This window comes from Dialister hominis (genome assembly GCF_007164725.1).
GTDB lineage: Bacteria > Bacillota > Negativicutes > Veillonellales > Dialisteraceae > Dialister > Dialister hominis.
This window is the reverse complement of sequence record NZ_AP019697.1, coordinates 622,592-640,020: the sequence shown is the minus strand read 5'-3', so window position 1 is coordinate 640,020 and position 17,429 is coordinate 622,592. Positions and strand designations below refer to the sequence as shown.

The following is a 17,429-nucleotide window of genomic DNA, read 5'->3' as shown; positions in this document are numbered from 1 at the left end:
ACAAGCAGCCTCTCATTTCTTAATAGAATTCATTTTCCTGTGTATCATTTCCTGTACGTATGGCGGCACCATTTTGCTCACATCCCCGTTAAAATGGGCCAGCTCGCGGACACCGGTTGAGGAAAGGAAGGAATAGCGGCCGTCCGTCATAAAGAAGGCAGTTTCCAGAGTCGGTGCAATCTGCTTGATCATCAGCGCGCGCTGGAATTCATATTCGAAATCGCTGAACGCTCTGAGGCCTCTGATCAGAAGATGGCAGTCTCTCTTTGCTGCGTATTCATTAAGAAGACCGTCGAAGGCATCCACTTCCACGTTAGGAATATCCTTGGTTGTTTCCCTAAGCATATCCAGACGCTCCTCGGTGGTGAACATGTAATGTTTTGTCGGGTTCAGAAAAGCGGCGACGATCAGTTTATCGACCATCTGCGCGCTTCTTTTTATAATATCAAGATGACCATAGGTTACCGGATCAAAACTTCCCGGGCATATAGCTAATTTCATGGATTAAACTCCCTCTGTAGTTCTGCAACGCAGATAAGTAACAACAATGGCGCCGGATTTCTTCTCTTTCCAGAGGTCGAGCCTGTCTTCGAAAAGGGAAAGGTCCGGTGCTTCGGACACGGAGTGTTCCGCAACAATAATAGCATCATCACTGCAGATCCCGCAAGATAGTATCTCCTTCAGGATCTCATTGATATACCCCTTGCGGTATGGCGGATCCATGAAGATATAATCAAAGCTTTTGCCACCTAAGAGCTTCAAGGCCGGCGTGACGTCTCTTACGATGACCTTCACCTGCCCGCTCATATGGCAGCGCTCTGCATTCTTCCTGATAATATCACTTGTTGTCCTGTCTATGAAGACAGCTTCTGCCGCTCCGCGGCTCAAGGCTTCAAGCCCCATGGCTCCGGTTCCGGCGAAAATATCCAGAACCTTCGCTTCTTCCAGTCCCACATTAGCAAGAACATTGAAAATGCTCTCCCTCACTCTTCCAAGAGTGGGCCTTGTTGTATTCTTACCTGCCGGGGACAGTAAAATCGTACCTTTTGCTTTGCCGCCTACAATTCTCATTCTTAATTTTCCTTATAGTGATCTGGATCAAACGGGCAGCCCGTCAATCCGCACTTAGCTAGATTATAGCATAAACGGACTATATTGAAATAAAATTTTTTATGCTTTCTTCAGAAAGATATTCCATTCATGCATAAAGAATTTATATTTCTCCGCGTAATTTCTTCCGCCAGATGCCGAAAACACAGGAATCCTTTAAAACAGCATTACCCCTACCGGCATCCGGTAAGGGTAACATCAAGGCAGACTGATGAATTCGTATGGATTAAAGAGATTCCGTCGGATACGTTTCAGACTCTGCTTTCTTGGCTCTTGCCATCAGTACTTCCAATGCCTTTCTTGCTGTATGCTCCCCATTGATCAGGCAGCATACTTCTTCTGTGATCGGCATGTCAATATGTTCTCTTTTGGCAATTTCATGGACAAGGAGCGCTGTACGCATTCCTTCAACGACCATATTCGTTCCTTCAACGATTTCCTTCGCTGTCTTTCCCTCGCCCATCATGACGCCGGCCGTATGGTTGCGGCTGTGCGAGCTCGTGCAGGTAACGACAAGGTCTCCCATGCCGGAAAGGCCGAAGAATGTATTCATCTTGGCACCGAATCTGACACCGAATCTTGTCATTTCAACAAGTCCGCGTGTCATCAGGGCAGCGCGGCTGTTGTCGCCCAGTTTGATTCCGTCAAGCACGCCGCAGGCAAGAGCCATGATATTCTTCAAAGCTCCGCCGTATTCGACGCCGCGGATATCATCACTTCTGTACACCCTGAATACAGGGCTCATGAAAAGATCCTGGACGATCTGGACTGCCTCAGGCACTTCAGAGGCAGCAACGGTTGCGCATGGAAGGCCGGCGCCGACTTCTTCGGCGTGGTTCGGTCCGGACAAAGCAACAATCCTGTCCGTAATCCCTGCCACCTTTTGGGCAATGACCTCGGAAAGGCGGTGGCCTTCATCATCGGCAAGGCCCTTGGATGCAGAAACGACGACTGCATCTTTTTCAAGCCATTTGGCAATTTTGCCTGCCGTATCAGCCACAGCCTTTGACGGCGTGCAGATGACGACGCAGCCCGCGCCTTCCACTGCTTCCTTCAGATCACTGGTAATACGGATAACCTCCGGAAGATGAACTCCGGGCAGGTATTCCTTATTTTCCCTCTCGCGATTGAGCTTTTCTGCCGTTTCCGGCTTCCTGCAGTACAAGACAAGGTCTTTATGACGGCCGGCAAGGGAAATCATCATAGCTGTACCCCAGCCGCCAGCACCTATCATGGCTATTTTCACAAGACTTACCTCTTTTCTCTGATAATCGGCTTTTCTTCCCCTTTCAGGAGCCTTTTGATGTTATCTTTGTGCTTCCCGATAACAATCACGGCTGCCAGAGCTGCGAATATGACATATTCGGCAGAAGCGCCTTCAATGAGAAGGACAAGAGCTACGACAGGGGCAGCTATGATGGAACTTAAAGACACGATGTGCTTTGCCTTGAAGACAAGAAGCCACACGGCAAAGGCACAAAGGACAGCCGGAGCTGAAATATAAGCAAAGGCGCCAACGCCGCAGGCAACGCCCTTCCCGCTCTTGAAGTGCAGGAAAATGGACCAGTCATTCCCTACGATGGCTGCGATAGCGCATGCCAGAACGATGAGCGGATCAGGCATCCCCAGATGAACGGCGATGAATCCTTTCAAAAAGTCACAGATAAATACGGAAAAGCCGGCAACAACGCCAAGCTCGCGATATGCATTCGTTGCACCGATATTGCCGCTTCCCGTCTTCTTAAGATCGACATGGTAAAATACTTTGCCAATGATATACCCGCTTGGGATTGCGCCGATAAAATAGGAGAGCACAATCCATCGGAATGATTCCATCAGTCGTCTCCACCATCCTTCTTGCTTCTGATAACAATGCGGATAGGCGTCCCTTCAAAGCTGAACGCTTCTCTCAGCCTGTTTTCCATGAAACGGACATAGGAGAAGTGGATCAGGTTGGCGTCATTCACAAACATGACAAACGTTGGCGGACGAATCCCTACCTGCGTCATGTAGTAAATCTTTGCTACGCGGCCGGAATGTGCCGGCGGCGGATTGACCATCTTGGCATCTTCGAGAAGGTCATTGAGAACAGCGGTCGGAACACGAAGGCTTGCCTGTTCTGCCACTGCATAGATCATGTCGCCAAGACGATGGATTCTCTGCTTGGTAAGAGCCGATCCGAAAAGAACCGGCGCATAGGATGCAAAAGGAAGTCCTTTTCTGATTTCCTTTTCAAACTCAACGTTTGTTGTATTTCCTTTTTCAATGGTATCCCATTTATTGACGAAAAGGATCAGGCCCTTCCCTGCTTCATGGATGTAGCCTATGATCTTCTTATCCTGCTCTGTCAGCATATCCTCGGCATCCAGAATGAAGATGGCTACGTCGCAGTTGTCGATAGCGCGGATTGAGCGGATGACGCTGTATTTTTCAACAGGCTCATCAATCTTGCTCTTCTTTCTCATGCCGGCTGTATCGACCAGCACGAATGTCTTGCCCTTGAACTTCCATACGGAATCGACTGCGTCGCGCGTCGTTCCCATTTCGTCAGCTACAAGGGATCTCTGGTATCCGAGAAGCGAATTGATCAGCGTGGATTTCCCGACATTCGGACGGCCTACGATGGCAGTACGGATAATGTCTTCGGAAGACTCTTCCGTTCTTGCCGGGAAGCCTTCCGTGATGCGGTCGAGAAGTTCGCCGAAGCCCAGACGGTTGACGGCAGAAATTCCGACCGGATCCCCGAGTCCGAGCGAATAAAATTCATAGACATCCATTTCCTGGTTTTCACTGTCTACTTTGTTGACGCAGAGAACAACCGGTTTGCCTGTCCTTCTGAGAAGTCCTGCGATTGTTTCATCGTCTGCTGTCATTCCTGTCCTTGCATCCACAACGAAAAGAATAACGTCGGCTTCATCTATGGCCAGTTCTGCCTGCTGGCGGATGCCGCTGGAGATCTGGTCCCTTTCGTCCTTGAATTCAATTCCGCCCGTATCGATCAATGTGAACTCTCTGTCGAGCCACTTTACATCGCAATAAATTCTGTCTCTTGTTACGCCGGGGATGTCCTCTACAATGGAAACGCGCCGCTGCGCCAGACCATTAATGAGTGTCGATTTTCCTACATTCGGTCTGCCTACAATGGCTACGAGAGGTTTACTCATGATTCCCTGTCCTTTCCTTTGGACCTGTCATTGGTCCAGTAATCTTCTTATGTAAAATTCTATTCAGGATAGCAACACTTTCCCATTTTTATCCTTATAAAAAATTGTATGCCCTGCCCTTATAGATGTCAAGTTTATAGTTTACCATAAGAGCCCCTTTCCGTCTATGAGAAGTCATAAAGCAAAGAAAAGCTGCGATAAAGCAGGAAATGATAAAGAATACGCGGATTATCCCCTGATTTCTCCATTTTCACGTGGCATACAAAAAAAGACCGCCGGCGGCGGTCTTTTTCAGTTTTAATTAAGTTTCTTCCGGAGCGTCATGAACGGGAGCTTCTACGAGGCTGAAGGAGATTCTTCTGCGTCCTTCATCAATGTTGATGATGCGGACTTTCAGATCGTCGCCTACCTGGCAGATATCGCCCGGTTTCTTGTTGTGGTCATCGGTCATTTCGTTGATGTGGAGCAGGCCGGTCAGTCCGTCTTCGAGTTCAACGATTACGCCGAATTCAAGGATCTTAACGACTTTAGCGTCTACTACATCATCGATCTGATGATCATGTACAGCGGTTTCCCATGGGTTCGGGAGGCAGTCTTTGTGTGTGAAGGAGATTCTCTGTTTTTCACGATCGAAGGATTTGATCTTGACATCAATGACCTGATCTGGTTTGAGAACGTCTTCTACTTTGCCAATCTTCTTCCAGGAAATATCGGAGATGTGGAGCAGTCCTTCCACGCCGTTGATTCCGATGAATGCGCCGTATGGCATGATCTTCTTAACGGTGCCCTGCAGAACGGTGCCGTTCTGGTAAGCTTCTTCGATTTCGTCCATTTCTGTATTTTTCTGGTCTTCCAGTACAGCTTTGCGGGAAAGAACCAGTCTGTTCTTTGTGCGGTCTACTTCGAGAATCTTAGCCGGGAACTTCTGTCCAACAAGACCCTGCAGGGAATGTACGAAACGCAGATCCCCCTGGGACAGCGGAATGAAACCGCGCAGAGACTTAATCTGAACGAGCAGTCCGACTTTAATTGCTTCAATGCCTTCGCATTCAACAGGTTCGCCCTTCTGGAATGCTTCTTCAACGACATCCCAGTCAGCCAGACGGTCTACTTTAATCTTAGACACATAAATCGTGCTGTCTTCCTTAACTCCGCTTACTACCTGAACACGGAGTGTATCTCCGACTTTCAGCACATCCTTGAGGGATGCCGGTGCCGGGTAGGAATATTCATGAGCCTGAAGCACAGCTTCGGTCTTGTAGCCAAAGGAGATGTAAGCTTTGTCATCGAGAACTTCGATAACCTTACCCTCAACTACGCTGCCTTTGTGTACATCCAGGTTCATTTCCTCCTGATCCAGCATTTCCTTCATGTTTTCCATAATACCAACTACCTCCTCTATGATCCAGTCCGGTGTGGATGCACCGGCGGTGATGCCAATCTTGTCCTGACTGCGGAACCATTCTGGTTTTAGCTCTTCAGCCGTTTCAATGTGATGCGTTACGGCGCCTTCACTGCGGCAGACTTCTGCCAATCGTCCGGTATTTGCGCTGTTGCACCCGCCTATGACGATCATCACATCTACTTTCCGCGCCAGCTCACGCGCTGCCTGCTGTCTCTGCATCGTTGCGTCACAAATGGATTTGTTGACGTGTACCACGGGTACCTTCTGTTTGATGGCAGTGATCAGCCTGTCAGCAAGAGCAACCGAAAACGTAGTCTGTATGACTATGTGGGCTTCCTGCATTGGCGGGAGTGCGTCTACATCCTCCATCGTTTCCACCATGTAAGAATGTCCCACCGCCCATTCAGCCACGCTTTTCATTTCCGGGTGCTTCTTTTCACCGATGAGTACAACCTGCTTTCCGTCCGCAACAAGCTGCCTTGTGATTTCCTGATTGCGTTTGACGTATGGACAGGTTGCGTCCATTAGGGCTAGATTTTTGCACTTAAGTGTATTATAACACGAAGGGCCCACTCCGTGCGAGCGAATTATAACAATCTCATCTTTGACTTCATCCAGTTCATTAACCGCAGGAACGCCTGCTTCGGCTAGTCTTCCGACTACCTGCGGATTATGGATAATAGGGCCGTACGTTACGGCTTTTACTCCGTCTTTTGCGGCTTTTTCAGCAATTTTCATTGCCCTTTTGACGCCGTAGCAGAATCCCATGACATCAGCTCTATAAATTTCCATATGTTTTTTCTTCATTCCCCGCTTTCGCTATAGATTGAAATCGATGTTATGTATAAAAAAGTTCGATATGGTTAATGACCAAAATTAATGTTTCTGGAATCTTGCCTTGTATTCTTCGGCCATAGTTAGAATTTCTTTTTTGACCAGTTCATTCAGGGCTTCGATTTTTTCTTTTGTTGCCTTTTCCTTTTTGACCGGGATCGGTTTCCCGATGAGGACAGCCGGATGCGCACTCCATTTCGGCATATGCATGGATCCGACAATGGCTACCGGAAGAATGGGCGTCCCTGTCATCAGAGCCAGAGAAGCCATGCCTGAATGGAACTTGCCAAGGCCTTCTCTTCTGATACGGGTGCCTTCTGCAAATATGCCAAGCGGATAACCATCCTTCAAAACTTTGACAGCCTGGCGGATGGCAGCCCTGTCCGTCACGCCGCGGCGGACCGGAAAAGTACCGAGCTGGCGGATGACCCAGCCGAAAACAGGATTCTTGAAAAGTTCTTCCTTGGCCATGAAGTGCACGATACGCGTCTTGAAAGCTACGCCTATCATCGGCGGATCCCAGTAGCTCTTATGATTGGGCGCTACAATGATGGCGCCTTTTTCCGGCACGTTTTCCCTGCCTTCCACATGGAGGCGGAATACGATGAAGAAAAAGAAATCGAGTATAGCCCTTACAATTTTGTATCCCATTTGAATACCGCCTGCTTACGCATCAAATCCGGGAAATTTTTCCCTGCAGATGCTGATGATGGCATCTGCGGTCTCTTCGAGTGTCAGATCCCCGTTATCAAGAAGAACGGCATCGTCGGCCTGGCGGAGAGGAGAAACAGCTCTGTGGCTGTCCTGATAATCTCTCTTTTTGATATCTTCCTCAATGCCTTCCGGTGTTACATCCTGTCCGGCAGCAGCAAGCTCCATGCAGCGGCGGATGGCTCTTGTATGAGCAGAAGCCGTCAGGAAAATCTTCACATCGGCATTGGGAAGGACTGTCGTTCCTATATCTCTTCCATCAAGGACAATTCCGCCCTTTTCTGCCTGCTTTCTCTGGATCTTGACCATGGCTCTTCTGACGCCTGCCATGGCAGACACCCAGGAAACATGGGCAGAAACGTCAGCTGTCCTTAAGAAAGGCGTTACATCTTCCCCATCGACAAAGACAAGCATGGCATCCTTGTCAGGTTTCACTTCCATATCAATCTTATTGGTCATGAGGACGATTTCCATTTCATCAAAAATCCCTTTGCTGAGGACTTCGTATGTGACAGCCCTGTACATGGCGCCGGTATCAAGATAGGCATACCCGAGCCTTGCTGCCAGAATTTTGGAGACAGAACTCTTGCCTGCACCTGCAGGTCCGTCGATCGCAATAGATAATTTACGCATTTTCCAGACTCCTTACTGCGGAAAGCGCCGCCAGATGCCCTGTGGAGAAAGCAGCCTGCAGATTGTAGCCGCCAGTAAATGCATGGACATCAAGCACTTCGCCCGCCATATATAATTTTTTAACCACTTTGGATTCCATCGTGGACGGATTGATTTCCTTGACGGAAACGCCCCCTGCCGTAACGATGGCTTCCGAAATCGGACGCGTCCCCGTCACGGTGAGCGGCATGGCTTTCATCGTTTTGACAAGCGCAATTCTCTGCGCCTTCTTGAGATCGCTGACAGTAAGGTCTCTTTCGATGCCGGCAAGGGAAAGGATGACGTCGATCATCCTGTGCGGCATCAGATCCTGGAGAGCGCCTGCCATCTGTTTCAGATGGTACGTTTCCAGATCGCGAAGGACTCGCTTGTCGAGTACGTCTTCCGTCAGGGCCGGTTTCAGGTCGATGGATGCCTTGATCTCATGGCCCTGTGACAGCCAGAGCGATGCCTTGTCGGAAAGCATCAGGACGATCGGGCCGCTTACGCCGAAATGCGTGAAAAGCATCTCGCCGAATTCGCTGGCCTTCCTTCTTCCGCCTGCATCAATGGAAAAGGATACATTCTTCAGGGAAAGTCCCTGAAGTTCCTTGCCGTAGGATTCCTTGCAGACAAGAGGAATCAGCGCAGGGCGGATTGCCGTGACCTTGTGGCCAAGCTCTCTTGCCATTCGGTAGCCGTCGCCGGTCGAGCCGGTGCGCGGATAAGAGGAGCCGCCCGTACAGAGGATAACGGCACCGGCGCCATAGCTTCCCTTGTCAGTCACGATTCCGGATACTTCCCCGTCCTTTGTCAGGATGCGGGTGACAGATTCATCCAGATGGAGCTCTACCTTCTTCTTTCTTAAAAGGTCCATGAAAAGATGACGGACTTCCTGCGCATCATCGCTTGCTGGAAATACTCTTCCGCCGCGTTCCACTTTCGTCTTGAGGCCCCAGCCGTGAAGCAGGTCCAGAAGGTCTTCATTATTGAATTTTTCATAAGCGCTGTACAGGAACTTGCCGTTTCCGGGTGTCTTTGCAATGAAGTCCATGATCGGCGCGCTGTTTGTCAGATTGCAGCGCCCTTTTCCCGTGATGCCCATCTTGAGGCCCACTTTGGACATTTTCTCAAAGAGCTTGACAGAAGCTCCCTCGTCAGCTGCAGTCACAGCCGCCAGAAGGCCGGCTACGCCGCCCCCTATGATGCAGATTGTCTTATTTCCCGAGCTCATATAACTTCTGCACCTCCTCATTCGTCAGACGGCGGTAGCTTCCTCTGGAAAGCCCGTCCAGCGTCAGGAATGCATACTTGACACGTTTCAGTTCAAATACCGGATAATGGTAAGCTGCCATCATCTTTCTGATTTCGCGGTTCTTTCCTTCATGAAGCGTCATGCGGACCTGCGTTTTGTTCTTTTCCTTGTCATAACCGATGACTTCGATTTCGCAGGGCGCTGTCACACCGGTATCGATGCGGACGCCTTTGGACATTTTTTCCGCCAGTTTCGGGGAATACCTGCCCCTGACGGTGACTTCGTACACCTTCTTCACTTCATGCTTCGGATGCGTCAGGATATTGTCGAGTTCTCCGTCATTGGTCATGATAAGGAGACCTTCCGAATGATAATCGAGACGGCCTACAGGGAATATTCTTTCCCTGATGTTCCTGAAGTAATCCATGACCGTCCTTCTTCCTTCCGGATCAGCCACCGAAGTAATGACGCCGTCCGGCTTGTAAAAGAGGAACCAGCGCTTCTTCTCCGGCTTTACAGTCTCGCCAAGCGCCTCGATCCTGTCAGAGAACGGATCGGCTTCCGACCCGAGTTCTTTGACAACTTTGCCGTTGACGCGCACCTTGCCGGAAACGATCAGCTCTTCTGCCTTGCGGCGGGAGCAAATACCGGCGCGTGCTAAAATTTTCTGTAAGCGTTCTTTCAAAATAATTCTCCTTCATCCAGCTTCCCGGACCATCTTGTCCGAAGTTCGCTGATATCACTAAGACCCGTACACTGCAGGAACCGTTTTGTCGTGCCGTATAAAATAGGTCTTCCGGGCACATCCAGACGCCCTCGTTCTTCGATCAGTCCCTTTTCAAGGAGTCCTGCCAGGACTCTTCCTGCAGAAACTCCGCGGATTTTCTCGATTTCTGTGCGGGTGACCGGTTCCTTGAATGCTACGACAGCCAGCGTTTCAAGCGCAGAAGAGGAAAGCGGGCTCTGTTTCCCCAGAAGGGAGGAGAGCCATTCGTCATACATCTTCTTCGTCGTGAGTGACCAGCCCGCTCCCGTATGATGGAGCGTAATGCCTGAATCAGGCTTGTCGTATTTTTCCTGAAGCACATGAAGTGCTTCCTCTATTTTCAATGAGTCTTCTTCCAGCGCCTCTGCCATTTCCTTCAGGGAGACGGGATCTCCCTTGGCAAAAAGAAATGCTTCCAAAAGGCCGGCCATACGGTCAAGACTGCTCATTGTATTCCCCCTTCAATGACAAGACCTTTAGCGGTATCCCTGAGTCTGGCTTTGCCAAGGCGCATCAGCTCCAAAAGAGCCATCAGCGTCACAGCCAGCCGCAGCCTTGTCTTCTGTTTTGCAAAATAAGAACGAAATTCCACTTTCCCCTGTCTTTTCAGCGTGCTTCCCAGCGTTTCAATCTCCGCTTCAAGGGAAACCTCTTCCGGAGGCACCCAGCGTGCCTCCTCTTCATGAATCGCATCATAAAGGGCAAAGAAAGCGGCCTGCAGCCGGGCAACAGGAATACTACCGGTAAACGCAGCGTTCCTGACATCTTCCGGCTCCTTCCCATGGTAGGGGCGTTCCTCTTCCATGAGTTCGGAAATACGCCTTCTCACTTCCTTGATCATCTGGAACGTTTCCAGAGACCTTGCCAGTTCCCCGCGGGGATCTTCCTGCTCACTCTCATCTCCCGTTTCCTCCTGCCTTCTCTTTGGAAGGAGCACTCTGGATTTGATAAGAAGCAGTGTGGATGCCATGGCAAAGAAACTGCTCCCAAGCTCCAGGTCGAATTCACTGGCTGCATTGAGGTAGTCCAGGTACTGGCTGGTAATGCTCTGAATCGGTATATCATGGATATCAATTCGATTCTTCGTAACCAGATGGAGAAGCAGATCCATCGGTCCCTCAAAAACAGGGATATTCACTTGATATTCCGTATTGACCGAATCAGCCATCCTGTCAGGACCTCCCATTTTTCATCTCGTCTTATCATTACATATTAACATAAGAATAAGATATTATACAAGAAAACGGACATCCGCGCCACAACAGCTTTTCATATTGTATAATAAACCATTAGACAGGAGGCACCATGGAAAATAAAGAACATACACTCACGGAAAATGAGCTTAAAAAGCTTCCTCCGTTCACGCAGTCTCTTCTATCCCATGCCCTGCATGAAAGAGACGACTTTGATACGCCGGGCCATCACAGCGGCGCTTTTTATGAAATGACAGAAGAAGGAAATATATTTACAAAAGGCCTTGGAAAAAATGCATTCCTCGCCGATATCTCCGATTCCTCTTCCCTTATAGGAGATCCTTTCTCCCATGAGGGCGTATCCGGAATGGCTGAAGAAATGGCCGCCCGCACCTGGCAGAGCGACCTTTGCCGCTTCGTCCTGGAAGGGACATCCACGTCAAACCGGATCTGTGCCTCTGCCCTTCTTTCCGAGAATGATCTCGTCCTCTTTGACAGGAACAACCATAAATCCACGTATCAGGGCGCCCTCATCCAGGCAGGTGCAAGAGCAGTATACCTGGGATCGGAAAGAAACGGGGAAGGCGTCATAGATACGCTTGACCCTGCCTTCCTTGATTCGGATTTCCTCAGGAAAAAGGCGGCAGCCATCGATCCTTCCCTTGCCCAAAAGGAGCGGCCTTTCCGCCTTGCCTGCCTGCAGCTTGCCACATACGACGGGCTTTTCCTCAATGCAAAAATGATACTGGAAAAGCTGGGCCCGCTCTGTGACTACATTCTTTTCGACGGCGCATGGGCAGGATATGAAAATTTCATCCCGCTTTTGAAAGACAGTGCTGTCCTGACGTTTCCCCTTGGGCCCGAGGACCCCGGAATCCTTGTCACGCAGTCCGTCCACAAGCAGCTTGCAGGATTTTCCCAGACGTCCCAGATCCACAAGAAAGACAGTCATATCAAAGGCGAGAAGCGCTGCCTTCCCGATGATATTTTGGACAGTGCTTTCCTCATGAATATATCGACTTCCCCCTACTATCCTCTTTTTGCAGGGCTTGAAATGAATGCGCTCATTCACAGGAAGTATGGAAAAGAGCTATGGGAAGAAGCCTTCCGCTTCTCCATCCATTTAAGGAAAAAGCTTCTCAAAAACCTCCGCTTCATCCGCCCCTTCCTACCCCCGATCGTCCATGGAAGGAAATGGGAAGAAGCAGATGATAAGGAAATCATGAATGATCCTGCTTTCTCCTCTATTTCCAAAGACTACGCGTGGCATGGATTCTCTCACGCAGAAGACGGACTTTCGATGATCGATCCCTGCAAGATCCTTCTGACAAGCGGATCCCTGAAGGAATACAAGGAAGGAATCCCTGCGCCTCTTATTTCTATGTACCTTAAATCCAAAGGCATCACGCCGGAGAAGTCCGATTTCTGCACAATTCTCTTTCTTGCCGAGCCAGGCGACAAGGAAGGAAAGGCAAAGAGATTGGTTTCTGCCCTGGCCGATCTGGAAAAGGCCTTCGAGGAAAACAGGCCGGTTTCTGAAATCCTTCCGGAATGTTCTTCCCTTCCGGAAGAAGACATCCGGGACCTTTCTTCCCGCTTCTTCCATTTCCTTCATGAAAAGAATGTTTTTTCTCTCCTCAATACCCTCTTTTCCTCTGAGCATTTCCCGGATGCGCCAATGACAGGCAGGAAAGCCAATCAATTATGGCTCTCAGGAAAAGGCGAAAAATGCCCGCTTGCAGAGGCCGAAGGAAGAACTGCTCTTGAAGCCGTCCTTCCCTATCCTCCGGGCATCTGCCTTCTGGCGGCCGGAGAAACATGGACAAAGGACATCCTTTCCTACTTCCTCTTCCTCGAGGAATACGGCAGGGAATTCCCCTCCTTCATGCCTGAAGTCGTCGGTCTTCACAAGCAGGATGGAAAGCCTTATGTATGGGTATTATCCAAAGACAGGGGATGAATATCCATGGATTTTCCCCTAAACTGAAAGGAACAGGGAAAATACACTCTATACAGAGAAATTTCATTGACAGATAAGCAGAAACAAATTATAATATAAAAGCTGTTTCGAATATGCAGCTAATTTTTTAGAGAGGTGACTCACACAATGGCAACTAACAGAAATCTCCGTTTTAAGACCAGCAGACGTTTCGGCGTAAACATTTACGGCCATCCGAAAGCGTTAAAACGGCAGGTAGCTGAAACCCGTCAGAAAAAACAGTCTGAATACGGCGTTCAGCTCGCAGAAAAACAGAAGGTTAAAGCGATGTACAACCTGCTTGAAAAGCAGTTCTACCGCTATTATGATAAAGCAAGGAGAATGTCCGGCGTCGTAGGCGAAAACCTGCTGTTCCTGTTGGAAACAAGACTGGACAACCTTGTATACCGTGCAGGCTTTGCACGTTCCATCCGTCAGGCTCGTCAGATGGTAACCCATGGACTGATCAACGTTGACGGCAAGAGAGTTGATATCCCGTCCTATCCGGTACGTGCCGGCCAGGTTATCTCCCTCCGCGAAGCTTACAGAGCTAACGAAATGTTCAAGCAGTCCTTCCAGGAACTGAAGCCCTTCGATCTTCCATACATCGAAAAGAGCTTCGACAACTGGACAGCTACTCTGACCAGATTCCCGCAGAGAGATGAACTTCCGTACAAAGACGAAGTCAACGAAACCAACATCGTCGAACTGTACTCCAAGTAATAAGACGAATACAGAAGCCTCTGGTATCTGTCGGAAAAACCGTGAATTCCATTCGGAACTCACGGTTTTTTATTGTGCCCGGTAAAAAGGCTTATAGGACATTTCGTGTTGGTTTTAATGCCGATGGAACCCGTATTTATCGGGATCCATCGGCATTCTAAGATTTTCAGTGATTCTTAAAGGGTGGACAAAACGTGTTGGTAAAAAGTCTCAAACACCTTGTAAATACGAGCTAAAATGGTATTTTATCTTTCCTAGGAAATGAATTATTTTCTAGGAGGTTATTTTATGAAAGAAGTTAGATGTCGTTATTGTGGTTTTACCTGCTACAAATATGGAAAAACACGGGCAGGAACACAACGCTGGAAGTGCCGAGAATGTGGGAATGTATTTACTCTTCCTATTAATCGTGATGCGAAGGATTTCAGTATGTTTCTTGATTGGTTATTCAGCAAGGATACACAGAAGGATATGACAGGTGAAGGGCGTAATTTCCGAAGAAAAACAGCGAAATTTTGGGATATCTGGGCCATGCCGCCGAAGATTGAAGAACTGAGGGAAACTGTATATGTTGATGGCATTTATCTTGCCAGAAAAGCCTGCATTCTGATCCGTTGTGATGAGCATCATGTATTAGGATGGTATTTATGTAGATATGAACGTGCTTTTGCCTGGGAAGCCTTGATGAGTCGTATTGCTGAACCACGTATAGTCGTTTCTGACGGTGGTCCGGGTTTTTAAAAGGCATTAAAAAAGTCTGGCCAAATGCCAGACTGCAGCGCTGCATATTTCATGTATTTTGCCAGGTACGACGTTACACAACGACTCGTCCAAGAACCCTTGCCGGTGCCCAGCTGTATATGCTTGCCAGGGATTTGTTAGAGATAAAAACTCTTAAAAAAGCAGAAAAATAGGTAAGCCGATTTGAATCTTGGACAATGAAGCATAAGGAATTTCTAAAAGAAATGACAATGGACGATAGAGGCGTAATGCGACACACCCACGAACGCCTCATAAAGGCAAAAACATCGCTCATTAGTCTGATAAAATCCGGGAATCTTTTCACCTATCTGAAAGAGGCTGATGAATTCCCAAGTCCTTATCCGGCGACAAATAATCTCATAGAGGGCGGTGTAAATGCACAGCTTCGAGCGATGCTCAGAAACCATCGTGGATTATTCGTTGAAAGACGAATAAAAGCGGTTCTCTGGTGGTGTTACATGCACTCACCGAAACCGCTTTCACTCTCAGAAATACTCAAGGTTATGCCGACCGATAAAAGCATTTCTACTATCTATAATAGCATAAGCTCACAACAAAGACTGGCAGATTCAATCCCAGCTTGGGGTGATGCCATAATGTGGGACGAATTACATAATTCTGGATTTAATCCCAGCCATGACTGGGATTAATTACCAACACGTTTTGTCCTATAACCCGGTAAAAAGCCGCGGAATCGATCAGATCTCGCGGTTTTTCTATCCTCCGAGTTTTTCCCGTATGGCAGGCGGTACATCTTCTGCCTTCACTTTTCTTAAAACAGGCGTCCCGTTTTCTTCTGCCTCCTCAATCATAGCAAGGCATTCATCGCAGAGAATACGGCTTCCATGCCTGTTCAGTTCGAAATCGAAGTAATTTCCGCACTGGCTGCAGGTATGATTCCTGATATAGGCTGCGCAGGTGCTGCAGTACTTATGGCCGTCAAGCAGTTCACGATGCATGAAGATCTCTCCGCACCGCTCGCAGGCACAGGCCCCTTCCCTTCCTTTCCGGATCAGGAAAGCCCCTTCAAGAGGATTCGTTGCAAGCAGAAAGGCCCCCGAAAGATTGATAGAGGGCGCAATCCGTTCAATTTCCTGAACCATCTTCAAGAAGAGAGATTCGCTCATTTCCATCCCAAGAAAGCTTCTGGAAAGGAAATCTTGTACCAGCCATCTTTTTCCGCAGGCTCCAAGCGCCGGAGCGCTAAAAAAGTACTGGTATCCCTCCATTGTCTCAGCAATAAAGCTTCCTACATGCGCGCGCATGTATTCATCGCAGCTTTCCTTCAGGAAACTCTCCCTCTGCATATCCATCAGCGAGCCCAGGGAATCTTCCTCATAGAAAAGATTTCCCTTTGATTTTCTGTTTCTTTCATCAAAAAAATCAGGCGTCAGCACGCCAAACGATGCCAGACGGGCCTCTATCCTCTCCCTAGCATCATCCCCGGCCTGAATTTTGAGTTCCTTCAGTTTTCTTATGGAAACATACCATTCCGCATTTTTGCCGAAAATAGGATCCGGATACAGAACTTTCTTCAGTTCCCCGCTTTGGAGACCCTCTGCCAGGTATTCGGACTCCAGATTTTCATTTCCCCATGCATTCATAAAGAAATGATCGAGGAACATCAGCCCGGACTCATTATAGTCATCAATAAATGAACGCGTTGTCCTTCCGTCTCCGATGATTGCCCCTTTTTCGCGGAAGATTTTCTTCAGATTCTTGATAATCAGTTTCCGCGGCCTTCTTTTGACGCTCCACTGAAGGATGGCAAAGCAGAAGCCGCCCCAGAGAGCCATCATGATCTGCCAGGGAAGGATGCCCCTCAGGGACGGCGCAAAGTTTCCTTCAAATCCAAGGACATAGGGCGCAGTCGGCGGAAACAGCGACAGCGCCTCCCATAAGAAGAAAGCCGTGATCCATCTATTTCTCAAAAGGATGACGACTCCGTTCCAGAGGACAGCCAGGACGGCGGCTCCCAGAATAAGAGCGTACTTGATGACAACGACGGCAATGACAAGGACAACGAACGCTATGACAATATCAAAAACGACTGACATGACTTTTCCGCCTCCGCTCCAGACATTCTTTTGAAAAGCATCCCGTCATTTTGAAACATCGATGCTTCCGTCCGCATTGAACTTGGGCGCATCGATATTGAATATGGCTTTTCCCTTGGCGCGGAGTTCTTCGGCCGCTTCGCCCGTAAGATATTTCATATCCCTTGGCTGGCTTTCCGACTTCACTTCCACCCAATCCTCATTGGTGTCCTTGAAGTAAAGCGACGCGCTCAAAAGGAAAGAATTCTTATTGTAATAGGAAATTGTAAATTCCCCGCCGGCAAAATCATAATCATTTTCCACTTCTTCCTTCAGGATGATGCGGTCTATTTTCTTCTCGCATCCCTCTGCCAGCTGCTCGAGCGTCTTTGGAAAGAACGGTGAAATGACTTCATTGACGAATCCTTTGAAAAGCTGATTGAAGGTACCTGATTCCATCTTGACTCCCCCATTTACACAGTTAACTCAAGTTCTTCTTCTATCTCGTGAGTGATATTTGTTTCTTCATTCTTCAAGCGGTCCCGGATGTGGGCAGGCACTTCACTTTCTTCGACCTTCCGCGTCGTCGTCTGCTCGATCCATTCCCCGTTTTCCTTGTAATAAAGCCTGTGCATGACGGCCACAAGCGCAGAGCCTGCCTCCCAGAGCTTGTCCCCGACGATAATGGCGGCATATGGCAGCATCGGCCTTACCCTTTTCCATGCCATTTTAAGCTTCGGTATGAAATCCTTCAGCCAGTCTACGATATTCTTCCAGTACTTAACGAGAAGTGTCCCGCCAATCACCAGCCCGAGTCCTACTAAAAATGGAATCATATGAT

17 protein-coding genes and 1 pseudogene are annotated in these 17,429 nt (G+C 48.6%); 3 read left to right on the top strand and 15 right to left on the bottom strand.

Features of this window, described 5'->3' with window-relative positions; translation table 11 throughout:
• Nucleotides 1–12 precede the first annotated feature (12 nt).
• The 12 genes from coaD to Dia5BBH33_RS02910 form a co-directional block, all read right to left on the bottom strand.
• Complete coding sequence (gene coaD / locus Dia5BBH33_RS02965) at nt 13–501, bottom strand: pantetheine-phosphate adenylyltransferase (protein ID WP_022381763.1); 489 nt, start codon at nt 499–501, stop codon at nt 13–15.
• A 3-nt stretch (nt 502–504) separates the two neighbouring features.
• On the bottom strand, nt 505–1,071 hold the full coding sequence (gene rsmD, locus Dia5BBH33_RS02960; RefSeq protein ID WP_143332343.1) for a 16S rRNA (guanine(966)-N(2))-methyltransferase RsmD: 567 nt from the start codon (nt 1,069–1,071) through the stop codon (nt 505–507).
• Between the two features lie 265 nt (nt 1,072–1,336).
• Nucleotides 1,337–2,356, bottom strand: coding sequence for an NAD(P)H-dependent glycerol-3-phosphate dehydrogenase (locus Dia5BBH33_RS02955; protein WP_022381761.1), 1,020 nt, complete (start codon nt 2,354–2,356; stop codon nt 1,337–1,339).
• Nucleotides 2,357–2,361: 5 nt separating this feature from the next.
• A complete protein-coding gene (plsY, locus tag Dia5BBH33_RS02950) occupies nt 2,362–2,946 on the bottom strand; it encodes a glycerol-3-phosphate 1-O-acyltransferase PlsY (RefSeq protein ID WP_143332342.1) in 585 nt (194 codons plus the stop codon).
• On the bottom strand, nt 2,946–4,274 hold the full coding sequence (gene der, locus Dia5BBH33_RS02945; RefSeq protein WP_143332341.1) for a ribosome biogenesis GTPase Der: 1,329 nt from the start codon (nt 4,272–4,274) through the stop codon (nt 2,946–2,948). The genes plsY and der overlap by 1 nt, the downstream gene beginning before the upstream one ends.
• A 301-nt stretch (nt 4,275–4,575) precedes the next feature.
• A complete protein-coding gene (locus Dia5BBH33_RS02940; protein ID WP_143332340.1) occupies nt 4,576–6,471 on the bottom strand; it encodes a bifunctional 4-hydroxy-3-methylbut-2-enyl diphosphate reductase/30S ribosomal protein S1 in 1,896 nt (631 codons plus the stop codon).
• Between the two features lie 84 nt (nt 6,472–6,555).
• Nucleotides 6,556–7,164 carry a lysophospholipid acyltransferase family protein gene (locus Dia5BBH33_RS02935; protein ID WP_143332339.1) on the bottom strand — a complete coding sequence of 203 codons (609 nt, stop codon included), beginning with the start codon at nt 7,162–7,164 and terminating at the stop codon, nt 6,556–6,558.
• A 15-nt stretch (nt 7,165–7,179) separates the two neighbouring features.
• Nucleotides 7,180–7,857, bottom strand: a complete 678-nt coding sequence (gene cmk, locus Dia5BBH33_RS02930) for a (d)CMP kinase (RefSeq protein ID WP_143332338.1) — start codon at nt 7,855–7,857, stop codon at nt 7,180–7,182.
• On the bottom strand, nt 7,850–9,109 hold the full coding sequence (locus tag Dia5BBH33_RS02925; protein ID WP_022381755.1) for a BaiN/RdsA family NAD(P)/FAD-dependent oxidoreductase: 1,260 nt from the start codon (nt 9,107–9,109) through the stop codon (nt 7,850–7,852). The genes cmk and Dia5BBH33_RS02925 overlap by 8 nt, the downstream gene beginning before the upstream one ends.
• A complete protein-coding gene (locus Dia5BBH33_RS02920; RefSeq protein WP_143332337.1) occupies nt 9,093–9,815 on the bottom strand; it encodes a pseudouridine synthase in 723 nt (240 codons plus the stop codon). Before Dia5BBH33_RS02920 ends, Dia5BBH33_RS02925 begins: the two co-directional genes overlap by 17 nt.
• Nucleotides 9,812–10,345: an SMC-Scp complex subunit ScpB gene (scpB, locus tag Dia5BBH33_RS02915; protein ID WP_022381753.1), complete on the bottom strand. Its 534-nt coding sequence runs from the start codon at nt 10,343–10,345 to the stop codon at nt 9,812–9,814. Before scpB ends, Dia5BBH33_RS02920 begins: the two co-directional genes overlap by 4 nt.
• Nucleotides 10,342–11,064: a segregation and condensation protein A gene (locus Dia5BBH33_RS02910; protein WP_143332336.1), complete on the bottom strand. Its 723-nt coding sequence runs from the start codon at nt 11,062–11,064 to the stop codon at nt 10,342–10,344. The genes scpB and Dia5BBH33_RS02910 overlap by 4 nt, the downstream gene beginning before the upstream one ends.
• Nucleotides 11,065–11,201: 137 nt before the next feature.
• Here Dia5BBH33_RS02910 and Dia5BBH33_RS02905 point away from each other — a divergent pair, with 137 nt between their 5' ends.
• The 3 genes and pseudogenes from Dia5BBH33_RS02905 (at nt 11,202) to Dia5BBH33_RS02895 (ending at nt 15,202) form a co-directional block, all read left to right on the top strand.
• The gene (locus tag Dia5BBH33_RS02905) at nt 11,202–13,049 is read left to right on the top strand and encodes an Orn/Lys/Arg family decarboxylase (RefSeq protein WP_143332335.1); all 1,848 of its coding nucleotides are present in this window, start codon (nt 11,202–11,204) and stop codon (nt 13,047–13,049) included.
• A 147-nt stretch (nt 13,050–13,196) separates the two neighbouring features.
• A complete protein-coding gene (rpsD, locus tag Dia5BBH33_RS02900; RefSeq protein WP_022381750.1) occupies nt 13,197–13,790 on the top strand; it encodes a 30S ribosomal protein S4 in 594 nt (197 codons plus the stop codon).
• Between the two features lie 288 nt (nt 13,791–14,078).
• Nucleotides 14,079–15,202 (top strand): annotated as a pseudogene (locus Dia5BBH33_RS02895) (IS1249 family transposase).
• A gap of 66 nt (nt 15,203–15,268) precedes the next feature.
• On the opposite strand, the gene Dia5BBH33_RS02890 reads toward Dia5BBH33_RS02895, so the two are convergent.
• Genes Dia5BBH33_RS02890 through Dia5BBH33_RS02880 form a run of 3 tightly spaced genes read right to left on the bottom strand, consistent with a single transcriptional unit; the run spans nt 15,269 to nt 17,424 of the window.
• Entirely contained in the window at nt 15,269–16,609 is a 1,341-nt protein-coding gene (locus Dia5BBH33_RS02890) for a zinc ribbon domain-containing protein (RefSeq protein ID WP_108849901.1), read from the bottom strand.
• Between the two features lie 45 nt (nt 16,610–16,654).
• Complete coding sequence (locus tag Dia5BBH33_RS02885; protein ID WP_108849902.1) at nt 16,655–17,047, bottom strand: hypothetical protein; 393 nt, start codon at nt 17,045–17,047, stop codon at nt 16,655–16,657.
• A gap of 14 nt (nt 17,048–17,061) precedes the next feature.
• Nucleotides 17,062–17,424, bottom strand: a complete 363-nt coding sequence (locus tag Dia5BBH33_RS02880) for a hypothetical protein (protein WP_108850904.1) — start codon at nt 17,422–17,424, stop codon at nt 17,062–17,064.
• Nucleotides 17,425–17,429 lie beyond the last annotated feature (5 nt).

What these genes read in the sequence shown, in the direction of transcription:
- plsY (WP_143332342.1), bottom strand. Translation starts at nt 2,946, where the DNA reads ATGGAATCATTCCGATGGATTGTGCTCTCCTATTTTATCGGCGCAATC.
- Dia5BBH33_RS02890 (WP_108849901.1), bottom strand. Translation starts at nt 16,609, where the DNA reads ATGTCAGTCGTTTTTGATATTGTCATAGCGTTCGTTGTCCTTGTCATT.
- Dia5BBH33_RS02910 (WP_143332336.1), bottom strand. Translation starts at nt 11,064, where the DNA reads ATGGCTGATTCGGTCAATACGGAATATCAAGTGAATATCCCTGTTTTT.
- Dia5BBH33_RS02905 (WP_143332335.1), top strand. Translation starts at nt 11,202, where the DNA reads ATGGAAAATAAAGAACATACACTCACGGAAAATGAGCTTAAAAAGCTT.
- der (WP_143332341.1), bottom strand. Translation starts at nt 4,274, where the DNA reads ATGAGTAAACCTCTCGTAGCCATTGTAGGCAGACCGAATGTAGGAAAA.
- Dia5BBH33_RS02925 (WP_022381755.1), bottom strand. Translation starts at nt 9,109, where the DNA reads ATGAGCTCGGGAAATAAGACAATCTGCATCATAGGGGGCGGCGTAGCC.
- rsmD (WP_143332343.1), bottom strand. Translation starts at nt 1,071, where the DNA reads ATGAGAATTGTAGGCGGCAAAGCAAAAGGTACGATTTTACTGTCCCCG.
- Dia5BBH33_RS02885 (WP_108849902.1), bottom strand. Translation starts at nt 17,047, where the DNA reads ATGGAATCAGGTACCTTCAATCAGCTTTTCAAAGGATTCGTCAATGAA.
- Dia5BBH33_RS02880 (WP_108850904.1), bottom strand. Translation starts at nt 17,424, where the DNA reads ATGATTCCATTTTTAGTAGGACTCGGGCTGGTGATTGGCGGGACACTT.
- scpB (WP_022381753.1), bottom strand. Translation starts at nt 10,345, where the DNA reads ATGAGCAGTCTTGACCGTATGGCCGGCCTTTTGGAAGCATTTCTTTTT.
- rpsD (WP_022381750.1), top strand. Translation starts at nt 13,197, where the DNA reads ATGGCAACTAACAGAAATCTCCGTTTTAAGACCAGCAGACGTTTCGGC.
- Dia5BBH33_RS02935 (WP_143332339.1), bottom strand. Translation starts at nt 7,164, where the DNA reads ATGGGATACAAAATTGTAAGGGCTATACTCGATTTCTTTTTCTTCATC.
- Dia5BBH33_RS02940 (WP_143332340.1), bottom strand. Translation starts at nt 6,471, where the DNA reads ATGGAAATTTATAGAGCTGATGTCATGGGATTCTGCTACGGCGTCAAA.
- cmk (WP_143332338.1), bottom strand. Translation starts at nt 7,857, where the DNA reads ATGCGTAAATTATCTATTGCGATCGACGGACCTGCAGGTGCAGGCAAG.
- coaD (WP_022381763.1), bottom strand. Translation starts at nt 501, where the DNA reads ATGAAATTAGCTATATGCCCGGGAAGTTTTGATCCGGTAACCTATGGT.